Consider the following 16,519-nt stretch of genomic DNA (forward strand, 5'->3'; position numbering starts at 1 on the left):
CCATCTCATGGCTTGATGGCGATCTTCATGCTCTCGCCCTTCGCCATCATCTCAAGAGCCTGATTGATCTTCGACAGAGGCATCTCGTGCGATATCAATATATCCGGATCGATGTCACCTGCAATGATCAGTTTTAACGCCTGTTCTACATGCTTTGGAGTGAGATGAAATACGCCCTTGAGAGTGAGCTGGCCGTAATGAAACCTGACAGTATCCACCTCAAACTTTGTACCTGATGCTGCGCCTCCAAAGAGAACAGTAGTACCTGCGTCACGTGTCATCTGAACTGCCTGTTCCCATGTGGCGGGGAGTCCGACTGCTTCGATTACCACATCCGCTCCATACCCCATCGTCTCATCCTTTACACGTTGCACTGGGTCTTCTTTCATAGGATCAATGACTACATCAGCTCCAGCACGGGATGCCATCTCTCTTCTCAGCTCTGCGAGATCTGAGACAATGACTGTTGAGGCTCCGGCCTTCTTGGCCAGCATGATCATCATCTGTCCGATGGGCCCCGCACCAATTATGCCGACCGTGTCCCCCAGTTCGATTCCCGCTTCTTGAATACCATGAACTACACAGGCAAGAGGTTCTGTGAGGGCTGCATCTCTGAACGAGAGCGAGTCCGGGATCGGATGGGTATTCCATTCAACTACTGGGGCTGGGACTCGAATATACTCTGCGAATGCACCGTTGACCAGATTGTTCTTGAGACTGGGGCAGAGGTTAGGGCGTCCCCGTTTGCAATAGAAACAGTGTCCACAGGGTGCAGAGTTTGTAGCGACCACTCGCATCCCCGGTTCAAATCTATCCACTCCCGCCCCCACTTCCTCAACTATTCCGGCATACTCGTGACCAAAAGGGGCTGGTGTCTGTTTGATCAGTAGAGGATGGCCTCTCTTGTACGTCTTGATGTCGGTGCCGCACGTGAGTGCAGTACCCACTTTAATGAGAAGCTCTCCGGGTCCGATCTCTGGAACATCGGTCTCCTCGTATCTGACATCACCTATTCCATAATACAGGGCAGCCTTCATTCTTCGAGTCAATGGCCTCACTCGCGGTGTTTCCTCTTCATTCCGTTTAAATTACTTCCTGAAGGCATAGCCTCACCACAAGTTCTTAATTGTACTCTACTCGCCACCATTCGTGAACAAAAATGCGGTTAAAGACGAAATATCCAGAATTTCAACAGTATCGCTCGCAGACCGACTGGGATGGGGCAACTGGTGCCTTAGCAACAACAGGTGATGGGCACAAGCTCAAACTTGATACCCCAAAGACCTATGGTGGTAATGGTGACGGTCTCTGTCCTGATGAGACCTTTACAACTGCTGTGCTTGGCTGTCTAAATGACACATTTCTTGATTTTCAACGAAGGTTCGAGATGGAACTCATCTCACTGCATCTGGAAGGGACAACTGATGTGAAATTTGACGGTCAGGGGTACATGATCGCAGGAATCAAGGTGAAGGGTGAGATCGTTGTGGGGCAAGATGAACTGGATGTTGGCAAGCGATGTGCCGAGTTGATGACAGAATATTGTCACCTCTATCGAACAATGAAGGATTGTATCCCCTTCGAGTTTGACATCTCCGTCCGGGAGATTGACAGCGACTGAATGCTATTCCTCACTCACTTCAGATGAGCTGATCATCTCTGCAATACGTTTCATATAATCAAGCATATTTTGCCAGTGGCCGCCCTGAAAGAAGACGCTGTGGCAATTAGTACACAACCAGAACTCGTCATAGTACTCGTAGGTCTGTTCGTGAACCAGTCCCTTGATCTGTGTCTTTTCTGAACCGATGATGTGTCGCAGTTCTCCATTACATTTAGAGCATCGTGACTGGTTCGGATCAATCAGTGGTGGTATCTTGAACGTACGAAACACGGTGGCCACCTCTGTGTCAACATCACCACGGACGAGCATCGACCTGATTCCTCGATCTTGTGCGCGCTGATATAATTCCGCATCCGAGGTGAGTAGCGCCCGGTCCTCCTTTTCTGCGAGTTCCAGTAGGGTGTCATCATCATACTCGACAGAATACAGAGTGTCATTGCCAGTTAAGCGCAACCATGGAGTGAGCCGGCCAAGCATTGCATCGACAATGAATCTATCAGTCGTGGTTCTTCCTCCTATGAATCTTTGGCCTCCCTCTGTAATTGATCTATGACATCACTTGATACGGTGACTGCTCCAAGCGGGGAATGCGACTGATCTCCATGATAGTCACTTCCTCCTGTCATGATGAGACCCAGTCCCTTTGCAGTCTCTCTGATCACATTCGTGTCTATTTGCGACCTGGTAGTTGAATAATGGTATTCCACCTCGATACCCGCAAGCCCTGTCTGTTTCAGATCGCTGAGAAAGGCATGCAGGTCTGCTATCTTAATAGTGAGCGGGTGGGCAAGAACTGGGACAGCTCCGACTGAACGAAGAAGGCGAATCCCGTCATGTAATTCTATTAGTTGGCGCCAGACATATGCAGGTCTTCCCTCTGCCAGGTAGATCTCAAATGCCTCGTCGGTATCTTTCACAACTCCCTCTTCTACAAGCAATCGTGCAAGATGTGGTCGCCCTGGGACTTGGATTGTGTCCATGATCTGTTTCACACGCACGGGATCAATAGTGATTCCTAATTCATCAAGGCGTTTCACCATTTTTAGAAATCTGTTTCTTCTTCTCTTTCTAAAGCGTTCCAACTCTTCTGCAATTGCATGGTCATCAGGTGTCACAAAGTATCCAAGTAGGTGCGCCTCACCTCCCTCCGACTCGGTACTGATCTCAATACCGGGCACTCTACGCAGAGTTGGTGGTGCATCACATTGAAGAAATTCTGTTAATCCCCGCAGTGTGTCGTGGTCGGTGAGTGCAATTCCTGCAAGTCCCCGTTCTGTGGCCAACTTCACTATCTCTGTTGGTGAGTTGATGCCATCGGAAAAATGTGAGTGGGTATGCAGATCAGCACGGTCTCTCACCAAATCTGGCCTCCCTGATGAGTGTTTCAACGAGTCGCCTGACCTTATTACATATTTTCCTGACCTCGTCACGGGTCATGGTCTCCCTGGACGGACAGTCTTGATCAACAACACATTTCCGTTTTCTTATATGGTATACAACAGGATAGTATCGGCACCCCTCAGGACGAGCATCATAGATCTTGCACAGTTTGGTCGCAGGATCATAGAAGTAACAATGGCCGTCTATATTTCTCAGTTCGCAAAAACCGTCCTTTGTTCTGACCATGTAGTCCTCACGTGAATATCCTAATGCATCAATTCGTTCCGCGTCCTTGCGTGTGAGTGTCATCTCTGTCTCAAGACAGCATAGACGCGCCTCTTCGCAACTGCCATCATGGTTACATACGAATGGGCTCAACACGACCTGCTCCTATCAAACTGAGAACATACTTGCACATTAGTATAGTCATAGGACCAGATTTGATCGGCCCGAGTTGGTGTATGTACAGCAGTTAAGAGATCATCAGCCTTGACTGAAGTCAAGTGCGTCGAGGCAGAGGCGGCTATAGTCCTCTTCGTACAAGTCTTCGCAGTGGTGATAGATTGTTGAAGGTCTCACTATCAGGTACTGTTGAGGTTCGTATATCAATTGATGAGGGCAGAGGTCTCTTTCCTGTGAGTTTGTAAAAAGTGCGCTCGTGAATTTTTCTGACCGCAGTCATGAGGTCACTGGGCTGAGTGAGTGCTCCCTTCCGTAACTGGCCAGTACCGACATTTTCCAAGAGGCGGTCAATAAGGTTCTTCATAGTTCATCTATAAGGACCACCGTTGTTCTGCTCAAAAGGTTTTCCAAGTAGTCACCGCCTGAGTGTTTATCGAACTAAGAGGCAATTACGAGGCCTATTTTCATTCCCAAGCCAAAGTGCTATAAAGCGTAAGCCGGGTCTCATCTCAATCTCGGCAGGTGAGACCTTATGCGAATTGCAGTCATTGACAGACAACGCTGTCGCCCGAAGGATTGTACACACGAGTGTCAACGATTCTGTCCTCGAGTACGGACTGGTGACGAGACCGTGATCTTTCCTGAAGGGCCTGACAAGCCTCCCGTCATTGTAGAAGAGCTCTGTTCAGGTGAGGGTATATGTGTACGAAAATGTCCGTATCATGTCATCAGCATTGTCAATCTGCCGGAGAAACTCGAGTCTGATACAAGCCATCGATACGGTGTAAATGGTTTCCAGCTCTTCCGTCTCCCAACCCCGAAAGAGGGTCAAGTGTTAGGTCTCATCGGTCCAAACGGTGTTGGCAAGACCACTGCTATACGCATTCTTGCAGGCGAACTGATGCCAAATCTTGGGCGTGTTGAAGATCCTCCTGACTGGGCCGAAATCATAGTCGAGTATCGTGGCTCTGAACTTCAACCCTTTTTCGAGAAGATACAGAATGGTGCTCTCATAGCAGTGCACAAACCACAGTCAATTACGGACCTGCCCAAGATCAAGAGCATTGCTGACAAACCCATTAGCGAACTTTTAGAGGCAGCCGATTCCTCAGGTCGATTAAAGGAACTCAAAGACGACATGAACCTGAGTGAGATCTGGGATCGCCCCATCAAGTTTCTGAGTGGTGGCGAACTTCAGCGAGTGGCCATTACTGCTGCAATAGTGCGCGAGGGTGATTTCTATTTCTTTGACGAGCCCACTGCATATCTTGATGTCCGTGAGCGACTTCGCGTCGCACGTGCCATCCGTCAGCTCTCTGACCTCGGCAAGACCGTTATTGTGGTCGAGCACGACCTCTCCATTCTTGATTATGTGTCCGATCTGGTCTGTATGTTCTATGGTGAACCTGGGGTCTATGGTATTGTATCCAACCCTCACAGTACTCGTGTTGGTATCAATATATTCCTTGACGGGTTCATTCCTGACGAGAACATGAGATTCCGTGACACTTCCATATCCTTCAAGGGAATGACCACCGAAGATGAGACCTTTGCCGGCTCGGAGACCCTTCTCGAATATGGGACTATGGTCAAACGGTTTGAAGACTTCGAGCTCACGGTCAAGGGTGGCCGTGTCAAGCGTGGCCAGATTGTTGGAATCCTCGGCCCTAACGGAATCGGCAAGACCACGTTCGTCAAGATGCTTGCTGGAGTCATCGAACCTGATGAGGGTGAGGTTCCCGCCAAGACTGTCGGTGGTCTGGAACTTAAGGTCGCATACAAGCCACAATATATCGAGCAGGAATATCCGGGCACTCTGCGGATGTACCTGCGTGAACAGGGCAGCAGCACTATTGATACTGCTGACTTCAAGACCACTGTTATTCGAAGACTGGGCCTCGAGAAACTGATGGATCATACGATCACAGACCTGAGCGGTGGGGAGATGCAACGTGCCGCAATTGCAGCGTGTCTTGCCCAAGAGGCAGACATATATCTATTCGACGAGCCCTCTGCATTTCTTGACATTGAACAACGTCTTGCAGCCTCGCGAGCCATTCGAAGAATAATCCAAGGCGGTCAAAAGACTGCATTTGTGGTCGAGCACTCCATCCTGATGGCCGACTATCTCTCTGACAGTATGGTCGTCTTCAGTGGGACACCCGGCAAGAAGGGTATCGCCTCCTCAGTCATGACGCTTCGACGCGGGATGAACACGTTCCTGAAAGACATGGGTGTGACATTCCGTCGAGACCCTCAGAGCGGACGACCGCGTGTCAATAAAGAGGGTTCTCAGCTGGATTCGCAACAGAAAGCGTCTGGCGAGTACTACTATATTGGCAAATGATGTTGATCAGGTGAGTCCGCGGTGCCAGTACTGCTTGTGTGACCTTGTACGTTCCTCGTCCATTTCTGAGAGGATCTTGACGGCCTCGTTACCGCACTTGATGACATCATCCTCTCCACGTACTGCAAACTCGTCCCGTACTCTGTTAGCATAGACTGCACAGACAGCTCCGGTTCTGAGACCGTATATGTTCCCAAGTGTAAAGAGGGTCGCAGCCTCCATCTCGAAATTTACAACATTTGCCTTGGTGAGATCTCTGATGAGGGTCTCGCTCATGCTCTGAGTGTATCCTCCAAATCCGGGCCGAGATTGACCAAGGTAGAAGGAGTCTGTAGATGCCGATATCCCCAGATGATATGTAAAACCAAGGGACTCGGCCGCCTCAATAAGCGCAAGGACGATCTCGTAGGATGCCGAGGCTGGATATTCCGGTCTGACATACTGGTGACTTGTCCCCTCTAACCTTACAGCCGCTGTAGAGATTATCATGTCACCCAGATCAATATCTTCCTTGAGAGTGGCAGTTGATCCCACCCGGATAAAGTTACGGGCACCAACATTGGCAAGCTCTTCCACAACGATTGCAGTTCCGGGACCCCCAATTCCTGTTGAACATGCGGATATCTCGGCTCCTCTATATTTTCCGGTATGAGTGACAAATTGGCGATGCTCCGCCACCTCTTGCCAGTCATCCCAATACGAACTTATCTTTCTCACGCGCTTCGGATCACCTGGGAGCAGGACCGTCTGTGCCACCTCACCTACCTTGACTTCAAGGTGGTATTGTTTCCTGTCTTCTGTTTCGGGGCGCGTTGCTGAGATCTTGCCATCGTTCATTGTTTGTCACCAATCACATTCTATGTTGTAACTTGATTTGTTCCTTTCGTATCGAATATAGATGTGTCTTCTATGGTTCAAATTTGGCAGTGATTCTTGGCAGCAAGAGCGGTATGTGATCTCCCACATGTAGCCAGTCTACTGTAACTACTTACAAACTGAATCTAAACGGCCCAAATTTGATTCATTCCAAACTGTTATATGTATGTAGAATACCTGCCAGACATGGGCCTTCACGTGATGGTCACTCCGACATGGCTAAAAGGAACGTTGGCCCCGTCGGAATCACGGTGAGGATGAAATCCTACATTCACATGATTATCGATAATCAGGAGTACGTTAAAAATGGTTGAAACCACAATTAGCGTCATCAAGGCGGACATCGGTTCGTTGGCGGGCCATGTCATTGTGCCAGACTTCTTGATGGAGCTTGCTCGCAAGCGGCTCAAGGAGGGCGTGCAAAAAGGCATCATAAAAGACTTTCATGTTGCCAATGCGGGTGATGATCTTGAACTCATCATGACTCATCATAAGGGTGAGAATAATGAAGAGGTTCACACGCTTGCATGGGATATTTTCAACGAGGGCGCAAAGCTAGGTCGCGAGAAAAAGATCTATGCAGCAGGACAGGATATTCTCTCAGACACCTTTAGTGGAAATGTTAGAGGGATGGGCCCCGGCTCTGCTGAGATGACGATTGAGGAACGAAAATCAGAACCCTTTGTTGTCTTCATGGCTGACAAGACAGAACCCGGTGCATACAACTACCCGTTGTTCAAGGTCTTTGCAGACCCCTTTAACACTGCAGGGCTTGTCATCGACCCGAACTTGCATCAGGGATTTACCTTTGTCATTCAGGACATTAAGAAAGCAACCCCACATTATGTGTCATTGGACTGTCCCGAAGAGATGTATGATCTGCTCGCTCTGATGGGTAGTACTGGTAGATACACTATCAAGAAAATCTACAGGCGTGATGGACTTGTTGCGGCGTCGGTGAGTACCGACAAGCTCTATCAGGTCGCAGGCAAATACATTGGTAAGGACGATCCTGTTGCAATCGTACGTGCTCATTCAGGCCTGCCTGCAATGGGTGAGGTCTTAGAGGCATTTACTCTACCTCATCTTGTTGCTGGTTGGATGCGTGGATCCCACATTGGGCCACTGATGCCAGTTGGTCTGAAGGACTCTCGTTGTACTCGATTTGATGGTCCCCCACGTGTTATTGCTCTAGGATTCCAAGTCAGTAATGGTACATTGCTTGGTCCCGTTGATATGTTCGAAGATGTTGCTTTTGACATATCCCGTAAGAGAGCAATGGAAGCAGCAGACTACCTGCGCAGGCACGGTCCCTTCATGCCTCACAGGCTTGATGAGGAATCAATGGAGTACACAACACTTCCTGGTGTTCTCAAGAAATTAGAGACCCGCTTCTCCGAAAAGGAGATCGTACCAACTGGAAAGAGTGCTGATAATTCAGACTCGGCAGAATAGTCGATGAAGCGGGAATGATCCCGCTTCTCTTCTCTATTTTTCAAAAAGCAGAACTAGCCAGTTCGTTTGATGACATGATATCCGAACTTGGTCTTTACAGGCTCGTTAGTCATCTGGCCAACATTGAGTGCATATACTGCTCTCTCAAACTCAGGTACCATCTGGCCCCGTGTGAACCACCCAAGGTCGCCACCTTTCTTCTTTGACGGACACGAACTATACTGACGTGCCATCTCTTTGAAATCCGCGCCCTCTGCGATCTTGCGAATGACCTCAAGCGCTTGGCTATGCTTCTCGACAAGGATATGACTGGCACGAACCTTTCCAGTCTTTGATTTTCCTTTTCCCATTAGTATTGTCACCTCTGGCAGCAGGAGGCTGCACGTGAGTTTCTCTGTACGAGGCAAGTTAAGTATGACTACGAGTGAGTAATACGCCCATTGTCATCTGGGAATGACACTGATTCATTAGTTACTTTGTTTCATATTCTCTCGGTTAGAATGAAGGTTGTCACAATTTGTTTACCTGAGTCTTATATTGATGGCATGGATAAACTGATTCAACAGGCAATGTATCCTAATAGGTCTGAGGTCATTCGCATTGCTATTCGAGACCTTCTTGTGGACGAGCTTTGGGGAAAACACAAGAAAAACGGTTCCCCTCTGCTTATGCAATTAGAGAAGATCGTCCAGTCAGGCGAGGCGGCCTCGGAGTAGATACAATCCAATTACCTTTTTTTACATGTGCACCTGTTTATGACCTGTGGGGCACTACCATATTTGTGGAAAGTACCCTATGAACCAATGCTATACTCCAACGAGGAGCTGAATACTAATGGTCATGCGCAGATTATTTGGACGCAAAAAGAGTGACGAAGAAAAAGAAGAAGAAACAGCAGAGTCGACTGAAGCTGAGATGACAGAGGAACCACCTACTGAGGCCACAGAAGAAATCGAGGCTCCCGCGGAGGCTATGGAAGACGCTGAGGCTCCCGCAGAGGAATCAGGAGAACCTGCTGTAGAACGAGTCCGTCGAGCCGAAACGATTCCTTATCACGATTCTCTCCCGCGTCGGCTGAAATATCTACTTGAGGAGTCCCCCATTGCGTCCACAATCGAGGGACCAGATGAGTTCTCAATCGAGCTCATGGCTAGTGGCGAACGTACATGGATCAAGAAGGCCTCTAATGGCCCACTTGAATATGGGACTGGCGCAGTTCCCGATGAGGATGTTTTTATCCGCGTATCTGATGATGTGGTAAGCGAGTTGCTTAATGCCCCGACATTCGAAGAGTTCTCGCGAATATACATGCAGTACTATCGTAATTCGGAGCCCGGCAAATATGTCAAGATTGAGCTTCGCAAGTCCATTTCAGATCTGAATCGTCGTGGATATGCTCGTGTTCCTGTTCTCAAGCTGTTAGTGGGTGCTGTTCGATAAAGTAACGTTTCTCACTACAGCAAGCTTAATAGGCTGGCACAGTTGCCAGCGACCCTACAGGTTGCTTAGCGGAGCAACTATTCTGAGGCGAAAATGATGGTCAAGATTGAGCTTCCCGTCATAGCTATAAACTTCAAGACGTACCCTCAAGCCACTGGTGAGAGGGCTGTCACACTAGCACGGCATTGCGAGACCGTTGCAAAAGAGTATGGTGTATCGATTGTTGTGGCACCACAGACCCCTGATCTCTATCGTGTGAGTAGCGCTGTAGATATTCCTGTCTTTGCACAGCACATGGATCCGGGTGAGCCCGGTCGATACACGGGGCATGTACTTGGGGAAACCCTCATTGAGGCTGGTTGCTCCGGGACACTCCTGAATCACTCCGAACATCGTATGCAGCTTGCAGACATCGAGGCTGCAATACGAAAGGCTGAGGATCTTGGGCTCTATACTATTGTCTGTACAAATAATCCTCTGGTCAGTGTTGCGGCTGCATCATTACAGCCCTCTGCTGTAGCAGTGGAACCTCCCGAACTGATTGGAACAGGGATCTCCGTGTCACAGGCACAGCCCGAGATCATCTCTGGTACTGTTGAACAGATACGAAAGGTGAACAAGGATGTGGCGATCCTCTGTGGTGCAGGTATTTCCTCCGGAGATGATGTCAAGTCCGCACTAGGCCTTGGAGCTCAGGGTGTTCTTCTTGCCTCGGCAGTGGCAAAGTCGGACAAACCTGTTGACGTTCTCAAGGCTCTTGCTGAGCCGATCCGTCATTAGTGAGTGAGTGCCCGTTCAAGTGCTTTTTTATTAGAAAGAATTCGCATTGGCACGGCGATATCTATGAAGGTCTCAATCGAGTGTGCGCACTGTCTGCTTCAACGAGCAGTCAATCAGGTCAAACTTGCTACTGATGATCCCGAGCTTCAAATGGATGTGATAACTGCAATGACTCGGTTCCTTGCAGATAATCTCACAGCGGACTCGGTTCCAAGTCATATCGGCACAGATCGTGATCTTCTTGTCCAACGCATGACCGGAAAAGATCCCTATGCGGATCTAAAGCGTCAGTCCAATCGTATTGCTCTGGAGCTCCTTCCTGATCTTCTCCGTATAGTAGAAGAGTCCGGTGATGATGCCGCTCGCTTTCGCCGTGCCGCATTGATTGCAGCAGCCGCTAACGCAATTGAGTTCGATGTTTCCGGTCGTCATTTTGGTCTGGATGAGCTTCGTGGCATTCTTGATCGGGTGGAACACGATCTTGCAATCGATCAGGTCGATGAATTTCGAGAGTTATGTCGGAATGCTGATGAAGTTCTCTATCTGATGGATAATGCTGGCGAGATCGTTCTGGATATCGTACTGATCTCCGAGATTCGCCGGCTTGGCCCCCGAGTTATCGCCTATGTGAAGGGTGGACCTGTACTTAATGATGCAACAATGGACGATGCTGAAGAGGTCGGTCTTGCAAATTATGCTGATGAGGTCCGTGATACTGGTGCGCCCGCAATCGGCGTGAATCCGGAACGCAACTCAAAGGAGTTTCTAGATGCCTTCTTCTCTGCGCAGCTCATCGTGGCAAAGGGAATGGGTAATTACGAGTCCCTGACAGAGTTCGATCCAACCTGTCCTGTTGTCCACGTGATGCGAACAAAATGCGATACGGTTGCAAAGCATGTTGGTGTTCCTCGAAACAAGAATGTGGTCCTGATCCGAAAGCCTCCTACTGCCTAGGACAGGGACTCACCATAATGTTTGAGGATCTTAGTCACGGGTTCGGTTGGTACAAACTCTATCTTGAGTTCAGGGTATTCAAGGGCAAGATAATTTCTCAGTCTTCGCATCCCTGGCTCTTCGGTCACAAAGGCTCCTACCTCAAACACATTGATGCCCTCCTCATGCGCCAAAATTCTGATGTCCGGAGTGAGTTCCCCTGTCACAATGGTGAAGATATCATTGCGTTTCGCTTCGAGAATCTCTGGCATGTCCAATAGTGTGCCTGGTGTGACGAGAACGTCCTCTACAACTGCATCGAGATCACCCGTGAATATCAATCGATCCTGTGCCAGTTTTCCAACGATATAGTTAGCGAACTTGGAATGTATCATCTTCTCGTTGGTCTTGCATATTCTACCAAGTGGGACTCTCGTAGTATAGTCCCCACTTACATAGAATTCTCCCTGATCTCTTAATCCAAGGGTTTCTACGAGTGCGTCCGATAGACCATTCTTGGCGGCAATCCACGAGCTGCCCATGATGTATGTGGAGATGTAATTTTTCGCAAGGATCCTTAATCGAAGTAGGTCATTGCCTCCAATACGGTCCACTGCCCATTGAAAGAGTGGTCTATGTGTGATGAGCAGATTGGCCTTATCCTGTGATGCCTTGGTCACGACTTTTGATGAGGGATAGGTCGCTACAAGAATGCGTTTGATGGTGGTCTTGCCCTGTTCTGTTTCGGTCTGGGGCCCTATCTCCACCCGGTTCTCAAACCCTCCAACAGTATATTCTCGTGGTGCGATTCCCCTGAGATATTTGATCAGTTCTCTTAGTGTGGTCATCATTGGCACCTCTTTCTACCTCTGTTCCTATCCCTAACGGAGTATCCTCTATTAGGTAAGTCTTTCCATGGATAAATCATAGATGCCAACTAAGAGCGTCTATTCTTTGTCGGCCTCTGGCTCCTCTTCTTCTACCACATCTTCGTCGTCAAGTGAATATAACTCGTCAATCTCACTCTCGTCAATGCGTTCAAGTTCTGGTTCTGTGATCTCTTCGAGTTCTGGCTCCTTGACTTTCTTCTTTTTCTTCTCCTTCTTGGAGACCTCTTTTTCTGGAGCGGTGGATACTCCTTTTCTCTTCTGTAAAAGCCAAAATTGTGCCCTAGCCTTGCGGAGCCTTCGCATCCTTCTGAAGTCGATGGCGGATGCATTCTGTCGCTTTCGTAACCGCGTCAATTCTCGTTTGAGGGCCTTTTCCTTATTCAAGATGTTCAACTCCGTGATACGGTCACAATCGCACAAGCCTATGTCGTTATAACTGTGACGCTCATCAGCACATTCTCTCTCTTATCATCTCACTGATCTCCTTCCTTGTGATGAACATATCGATATTGACTCTTGACTGTAATGATGTGATTGGATCTCATCACTGGAATCTCTTATTGGGACTTAGGAATGCTTTTCTAAGTGGCAGCACTCTTGTTGTCATATGTCTACTTGATATTGAGGAGCGATGTAAACTGTCTGCCAAGAAGGATAGCATACAATCCATCAGGGTCACTCTGGAAACCAATGTTATTGAACGAATAGACGCATTGGTAGGTCGTGGCGGCCGTCAAAGATTCATCCGTGATGCAATTCTCTGGCGTCTTGATCGTGAGCTCCCCCCTATTGTCATGGATCTTGCGGCAGAACTGGAGCGCCTAAAAGCACGAGTTGAACAACTTGAGAATCTTCACTCACCTGAGACTCTCTTGCAGTTTCTAAATGATGTCGCACTTCATAAGGTATGTCGCGATGATCTCGATCGACGATTGCTCCGGTATTTTGTACAACATGAGGGTGCTACCACCCCTGAGCTTGCAGAGGCACTTCTTGGAAGCGTAAGCAAGCGTCGGACAGTTCTTGATCGAATTGATGGCCTCAATAAGCGAGCAGAGGAATTTCTTGGTGTTCCTATCCTCACTCTTGAGAAGGGCTTGACCCGTGGAAAACGTGGTGCTTGGTGGCTGATAAATCAAGAAATGCTTCGGAATTGAATAGTCGTCGTTTTTGTGTTCCAGCTTCTTGTACTGATTGACAGACAAAGAGCAAATCTTTAAAGAAACTCTGAGGGCAGAAGAGGTGGGATCGTAGTCTAGCTTGGATAAGGCACCAGCCTCCGGAGCTGGGTATCCCCGGTTCAAATCCGGGCGGTCCCGCCACTTACTTTTGTGGAGTTTATAATGGTTGGACCCGAATTAATACCGAGGTTATGAACATTGAGTCTCTTAAAGGACATATCTTCCTCGGATGTATTGGTTCAACGTTTCACTCAGTATCTAAACGGTCCTCTTGGGCGTAAGGTTCTAGATAGCCTTGATGATGGTGAGAGTTTCATTATTCAGACAACAGATTATGTTTTGCGAATCACAAAACAGGATGGGCGCGCCATAGTTGAACCAGTTTCTGATGCGCCGTAGATACAATCATCTTTCGCCTTTATTCCTCGTTGACAGGCTGACACTATGATTTGCGTATCCCCCCGAATAGTATGGCTGTTTTTCGTACTTTTCTCATGTGTGGCACAGGCTCAAGCTGTTCTATAGCGAAGAGTCTATAAGCCAAATGTTAACAAACGAAAAACGGGGCCGTAGTCTAGCTTGGATAAGGCGCCAGCCTGCGGAGTTGGTTTTCCCCAGTTCAAATCTGGGCGGTCCCGCCACTACTTCTCTTATTCTCATTTCTACAGTCCTCCTCTGACGTCTGTGTTGTTGTTTGGCCAATTGATCATGGTCTAGAGCCGAGCCAATTATTAGACGCATCGAAAGTCGTGCCCGATTTGAAAGTTCGCGCATCTTGACCGACTGACTAACTAATTATATCGATTATTGGAGCACTACCTATGGTTTCTCTAGTCGTGTCGTCAAATCTCCTAATAAGGCTAGGACTTTTGCCAGAGAAGATTCGGTAACTAATATTCTTATTTTACCACTGATAATGTGCCCACATTATATACTAAGATTTCTACTAGATGCATTTTGAATATGACTGCCAAGGGACCGAATTGCACCAAACATTGGTCAGTGGCTTGTAGTAGTGCGAGGTAAATTATATTATTTTCGTATTATGATTATAGGTAGTTTTGAAATCAAGTTTTGAATCATATAATATAAAATTGATAAACATAAATATTTATAAAGAAATATGATAAAGGAGAAAATTGCTGACTTGCAAGAGATTGAGGCGTCTTGTCTTTTCATGAATCTTGCAATAGTCATTAAAGTGCCTGCCACTACTTTCTCTAATTTCCATGATATCTTCGAACTGCGTTTCTTCTCCTTGCCGATCAGGATATTCTTCCTTTCGCCACAAAATAAACGTGCAGGGAGTATAGGAATGGCTGGTTCAAAATTAAGTGCTTACTTCTTTGTATTCTCAGGCCTTATGCTGTTGATCCAGACAGCTGTGATTTTGGCAGTATATGAGGATGTGGTCAGTACTTTTATTGCGGCCCTATTTTCGCTCATCATGTTTTATGGTGCTAAATGTGCGGCAACTGGAGTGAAACTGCCGGTCTATAGGTACCTTGGTGAATATGATATTGGTGGGGATCATGTGGTAGTTTCAGAACGTACGGGCCAATTTACTGACTCTGCGCCTCAATGTGGATGCGTGATCGGTATATTAATTCTCGTCATTGCATATCTCTATGCCGATTTTCTTTCATATGACCTGGGCGATGCTGAAGCAATAGCGCTTGTTAGTCCGTCACTTTTAGCGGGAATATTTGGCATATTTGCTGGAATTATCTATCTCTCTCAAAAGACGGACTGACCTGAAAAGCAATCATTGTTAGAGTGGGACATACGTATCACTTCGCTTGAAGTGTTTTCTTAGAGGTTTCTGAGCATACCTAGGCAAATCTCAGTTTACAGGACGATTAACTGTCTGCAATCGCTCACCGAGGTATTTTGATAATGTAATGAATGTCATGTGATTGTGTAGTATAGAGTGAAAGTAACCTTTTGCAGCCATTTCTAATGCACTTTTTGAAAGGTCCTAGATAGTAGTGACACTTCGAGATGCTTAAATGCGTTGTAAAAAACGATACTTTGTTGCTTTAGCATCTTATATCCGACAACTATTCCCTTGAGTTGCACAATATGCAGTTCACATCTCAACGACTCGATCGAATTCATAGGGCCATGCAGCACGAAGGCTTAGATGGCCTTATCATCACCCGTCCCTCAAATGTTCAATATCTCACAGGGTATGACCGGCTGAGCGATGAGATTCCTTTGGCCTGTGTTGTACCTCTTGATGAAATGCCTGTTCTTATTCTTGCAGAGTCACAGTCTACTGCATTGAATCATGACCCGATTATGGCCAAGATCCGAACTTACACATGCCACGAATTCAATGACTGGAATTTCCCACAAGGTTCTGACTTCTGGCCTGAGATTGTAGCAGCAGTCAGCGAACTTGGTCTTGCTTCTAGTAACATTGGCCTCGAGCAAAACTGGCTCTCAATACGTGAATTCGAGGGTCTCAAATCGCTTCTCCCCGAGGCAGCTTTTACAGATTTTTCTCAGATGCTTTGGCGTCTTCGTCAGATCAAGGATGCAGCCGAACTAGAAGCAATTCGACATGCGGCCAAGGTTGCAGAGATTGGTATTCGTACAGCCCTTGAGATTGTAGATGTTGGTAAAACCGAGATTGAGATATCACTTGAGATCGAGTCCGCAATGCGCGGGGCTGGGGGCCAACTAAGAGGTATTCGTGCAGCAGTCTTGGCTGGTGAGCATGGTAGGCATCCATTTGCAAAACCCGGAATTGGGCGATTGGCAAATGAGAGTACTGTGGTCATTGACATTACAGTGAGCTTCTCAGGTTATTTTGCAGAGATCGCTCGAACAATACTGTTGGGTACTCCCACCAGTTCACAGCGCGGGTTGTTCACAATGGCCTCTACTCTTCTTGACCACTTGGAGCAGAACATAGTACCGGGATCCGATCTTGGCAAGATTGCGACACAATCTCTTGCCTCCATAAAGGCACAAGGATCACTATGCGATGTCTTACTACCTCTAGGCAATTCAATAGGTCTTGATCTTCACGAGCCACCCTTTATTGATCCATCTAGCACAAGCGGCGTGCGAGAAGGCCTCGTCTTATCGTTGCGTCCAGTATGTTTTACACATAGTGTGGGTGTTGTAAAGATGGCTGATGTGATCTTTGTGACCGATGAGGGAATCGAGAACCTGACCACTCTCTCCCGTGAGACCCTCTAGA

The 16,519-nt window shown here is 47.7% G+C and carries 20 protein-coding genes and 2 tRNA genes; 13 read left to right on the forward strand and 9 right to left on the reverse strand.

What is annotated here, in order from left to right; genetic code table 11:
* Positions 1 to 5: 5 nt before the first annotated feature.
* Positions 6 to 1,058, reverse strand: a complete 1,053-nt coding sequence (locus K9W43_01685) for a zinc-binding dehydrogenase (protein MCF2135927.1) — start codon at positions 1,056 to 1,058, stop codon at positions 6 to 8.
* 101 nt (positions 1,059 to 1,159) lie between these two features.
* On the opposite strand from K9W43_01685, the gene K9W43_01690 reads away from it, so the two are divergent.
* On the forward strand, positions 1,160 to 1,621 hold the full coding sequence (locus K9W43_01690) for an OsmC family protein (GenBank protein MCF2135928.1): 462 nt from the start codon (positions 1,160 to 1,162) through the stop codon (positions 1,619 to 1,621).
* Between the two features lie 3 nt (positions 1,622 to 1,624).
* Here the strand turns inward: K9W43_01690 and K9W43_01695 are convergent, their stop codons facing one another.
* The 4 genes from K9W43_01695 to K9W43_01710 form a co-directional block, all read right to left on the reverse strand.
* Positions 1,625 to 2,143, reverse strand: a complete 519-nt coding sequence (locus K9W43_01695) for a Mut7-C RNAse domain-containing protein (protein MCF2135929.1) — start codon at positions 2,141 to 2,143, stop codon at positions 1,625 to 1,627.
* Positions 2,140 to 2,982 (reverse strand): PHP domain-containing protein, encoded by an 843-nt coding sequence (locus K9W43_01700; GenBank protein ID MCF2135930.1) that lies wholly within the window; start codon positions 2,980 to 2,982, stop codon positions 2,140 to 2,142. The genes K9W43_01695 and K9W43_01700 overlap by 4 nt, the downstream gene beginning before the upstream one ends.
* Positions 2,966 to 3,385 carry a YkgJ family cysteine cluster protein gene (locus K9W43_01705; protein MCF2135931.1) on the reverse strand — a complete coding sequence of 140 codons (420 nt, stop codon included), beginning with the start codon at positions 3,383 to 3,385 and terminating at the stop codon, positions 2,966 to 2,968. The genes K9W43_01700 and K9W43_01705 overlap by 17 nt, the downstream gene beginning before the upstream one ends.
* A 142-nt stretch (positions 3,386 to 3,527) precedes the next feature.
* A complete protein-coding gene (locus K9W43_01710) occupies positions 3,528 to 3,770 on the reverse strand; it encodes a hypothetical protein (GenBank protein MCF2135932.1) in 243 nt (80 codons plus the stop codon).
* A 168-nt stretch (positions 3,771 to 3,938) separates the two neighbouring features.
* Between K9W43_01710 and K9W43_01715 the strand changes: the two genes are divergently transcribed.
* On the forward strand, positions 3,939 to 5,753 hold the full coding sequence (locus tag K9W43_01715; protein ID MCF2135933.1) for a ribosome biogenesis/translation initiation ATPase RLI: 1,815 nt from the start codon (positions 3,939 to 3,941) through the stop codon (positions 5,751 to 5,753).
* A gap of 6 nt (positions 5,754 to 5,759) precedes the next feature.
* Here the strand turns inward: K9W43_01715 and udp are convergent, their stop codons facing one another.
* The gene (gene udp, locus K9W43_01720) at positions 5,760 to 6,590 is read right to left on the reverse strand and encodes a uridine phosphorylase (protein MCF2135934.1); all 831 of its coding nucleotides are present in this window, start codon (positions 6,588 to 6,590) and stop codon (positions 5,760 to 5,762) included.
* 345 nt (positions 6,591 to 6,935) lie between these two features.
* Here udp and K9W43_01725 point away from each other — a divergent pair, with 345 nt between their 5' ends.
* Entirely contained in the window at positions 6,936 to 8,084 is a 1,149-nt protein-coding gene (locus K9W43_01725) for a fructose-1,6-bisphosphatase (GenBank protein ID MCF2135935.1), read from the forward strand.
* 53 nt (positions 8,085 to 8,137) lie between these two features.
* Here K9W43_01725 and K9W43_01730 read toward each other — a convergent pair whose 3' ends face one another.
* Positions 8,138 to 8,434 (reverse strand): peptidyl-prolyl cis-trans isomerase, encoded by a 297-nt coding sequence (locus tag K9W43_01730; protein MCF2135936.1) that lies wholly within the window; start codon positions 8,432 to 8,434, stop codon positions 8,138 to 8,140.
* Positions 8,435 to 8,584: 150 nt separating this feature from the next.
* Between K9W43_01730 and K9W43_01735 the strand changes: the two genes are divergently transcribed.
* From K9W43_01735 to K9W43_01750, 4 genes are all read left to right on the forward strand, one after another.
* Positions 8,585 to 8,800, forward strand: a complete 216-nt coding sequence (locus K9W43_01735) for a ribbon-helix-helix domain-containing protein (protein ID MCF2135937.1) — start codon at positions 8,585 to 8,587, stop codon at positions 8,798 to 8,800.
* A gap of 118 nt (positions 8,801 to 8,918) precedes the next feature.
* Complete coding sequence (locus tag K9W43_01740) at positions 8,919 to 9,524, forward strand: hypothetical protein (GenBank protein ID MCF2135938.1); 606 nt, start codon at positions 8,919 to 8,921, stop codon at positions 9,522 to 9,524.
* 96 nt (positions 9,525 to 9,620) lie between these two features.
* A complete protein-coding gene (gene tpiA / locus K9W43_01745) occupies positions 9,621 to 10,304 on the forward strand; it encodes a triose-phosphate isomerase (GenBank protein MCF2135939.1) in 684 nt (227 codons plus the stop codon).
* Between the two features lie 63 nt (positions 10,305 to 10,367).
* A complete protein-coding gene (locus tag K9W43_01750; protein ID MCF2135940.1) occupies positions 10,368 to 11,258 on the forward strand; it encodes an ARMT1-like domain-containing protein in 891 nt (296 codons plus the stop codon).
* On the opposite strand, the gene K9W43_01755 is transcribed toward K9W43_01750, so the two are convergent.
* Both K9W43_01755 and K9W43_01760 read right to left on the reverse strand, forming a co-directional pair.
* Positions 11,255 to 12,088, reverse strand: coding sequence for a Nif3-like dinuclear metal center hexameric protein (locus tag K9W43_01755; GenBank protein ID MCF2135941.1), 834 nt, complete (start codon positions 12,086 to 12,088; stop codon positions 11,255 to 11,257). The two genes, K9W43_01750 and K9W43_01755, sit on opposite strands and share 4 nt — an antisense overlap.
* Before the next feature lie 96 nt (positions 12,089 to 12,184).
* Positions 12,185 to 12,511, reverse strand: a complete 327-nt coding sequence (locus K9W43_01760) for a hypothetical protein (protein MCF2135942.1) — start codon at positions 12,509 to 12,511, stop codon at positions 12,185 to 12,187.
* Between the two features lie 125 nt (positions 12,512 to 12,636).
* Here K9W43_01760 and K9W43_01765 point away from each other — a divergent pair, with 125 nt between their 5' ends.
* The 6 genes from K9W43_01765 to K9W43_01790 all read left to right on the forward strand — a co-directional run bounded on the left by K9W43_01765 (position 12,637) and on the right by K9W43_01790 (position 16,518).
* Complete coding sequence (locus K9W43_01765) at positions 12,637 to 13,284, forward strand: hypothetical protein (protein ID MCF2135943.1); 648 nt, start codon at positions 12,637 to 12,639, stop codon at positions 13,282 to 13,284.
* A gap of 87 nt (positions 13,285 to 13,371) precedes the next feature.
* Positions 13,372 to 13,449, forward strand: a tRNA-Arg gene (locus tag K9W43_01770).
* 57 nt (positions 13,450 to 13,506) lie between these two features.
* Positions 13,507 to 13,707, forward strand: a complete 201-nt coding sequence (locus K9W43_01775) for a hypothetical protein (GenBank protein MCF2135944.1) — start codon at positions 13,507 to 13,509, stop codon at positions 13,705 to 13,707.
* A gap of 164 nt (positions 13,708 to 13,871) precedes the next feature.
* Positions 13,872 to 13,949: transfer RNA gene (locus K9W43_01780), tRNA-Arg, on the forward strand.
* Positions 13,950 to 14,455: 506 nt separating this feature from the next.
* Complete coding sequence (locus tag K9W43_01785; GenBank protein ID MCF2135945.1) at positions 14,456 to 15,061, forward strand: hypothetical protein; 606 nt, start codon at positions 14,456 to 14,458, stop codon at positions 15,059 to 15,061.
* A gap of 329 nt (positions 15,062 to 15,390) precedes the next feature.
* A complete protein-coding gene (locus K9W43_01790; GenBank protein MCF2135946.1) occupies positions 15,391 to 16,518 on the forward strand; it encodes a Xaa-Pro peptidase family protein in 1,128 nt (375 codons plus the stop codon).
* Position 16,519 lies beyond the last annotated feature (1 nt).

The sequence above is a fragment of the Candidatus Thorarchaeota archaeon genome (assembly GCA_021498125.1).
In the GTDB taxonomy this organism is placed as follows: Archaea; Asgardarchaeota; Thorarchaeia; order Thorarchaeales; family Thorarchaeaceae; genus B65-G9.

Coding starts and splice junctions, on each gene's coding strand:
- K9W43_01750 (MCF2135940.1), top strand. CDS start 10,368: ATGAAGGTCTCAATCGAGTGTGCGCACTGTCTGCTTCAACGAGCAGTC.
- udp (MCF2135934.1), bottom strand. CDS start 6,590: ATGAACGATGGCAAGATCTCAGCAACGCGCCCCGAAACAGAAGACAGG.
- K9W43_01710 (MCF2135932.1), bottom strand. CDS start 3,770: ATGAAGAACCTTATTGACCGCCTCTTGGAAAATGTCGGTACTGGCCAG.
- K9W43_01755 (MCF2135941.1), bottom strand. CDS start 12,088: ATGATGACCACACTAAGAGAACTGATCAAATATCTCAGGGGAATCGCA.
- K9W43_01715 (MCF2135933.1), top strand. CDS start 3,939: ATGCGAATTGCAGTCATTGACAGACAACGCTGTCGCCCGAAGGATTGT.
- K9W43_01740 (MCF2135938.1), top strand. CDS start 8,919: ATGGTCATGCGCAGATTATTTGGACGCAAAAAGAGTGACGAAGAAAAA.
- K9W43_01790 (MCF2135946.1), top strand. CDS start 15,391: ATGCAGTTCACATCTCAACGACTCGATCGAATTCATAGGGCCATGCAG.
- tpiA (MCF2135939.1), top strand. CDS start 9,621: ATGGTCAAGATTGAGCTTCCCGTCATAGCTATAAACTTCAAGACGTAC.
- K9W43_01725 (MCF2135935.1), top strand. CDS start 6,936: ATGGTTGAAACCACAATTAGCGTCATCAAGGCGGACATCGGTTCGTTG.
- K9W43_01730 (MCF2135936.1), bottom strand. CDS start 8,434: ATGGGAAAAGGAAAATCAAAGACTGGAAAGGTTCGTGCCAGTCATATC.
- K9W43_01735 (MCF2135937.1), top strand. CDS start 8,585: ATGAAGGTTGTCACAATTTGTTTACCTGAGTCTTATATTGATGGCATG.
- K9W43_01690 (MCF2135928.1), top strand. CDS start 1,160: ATGCGGTTAAAGACGAAATATCCAGAATTTCAACAGTATCGCTCGCAG.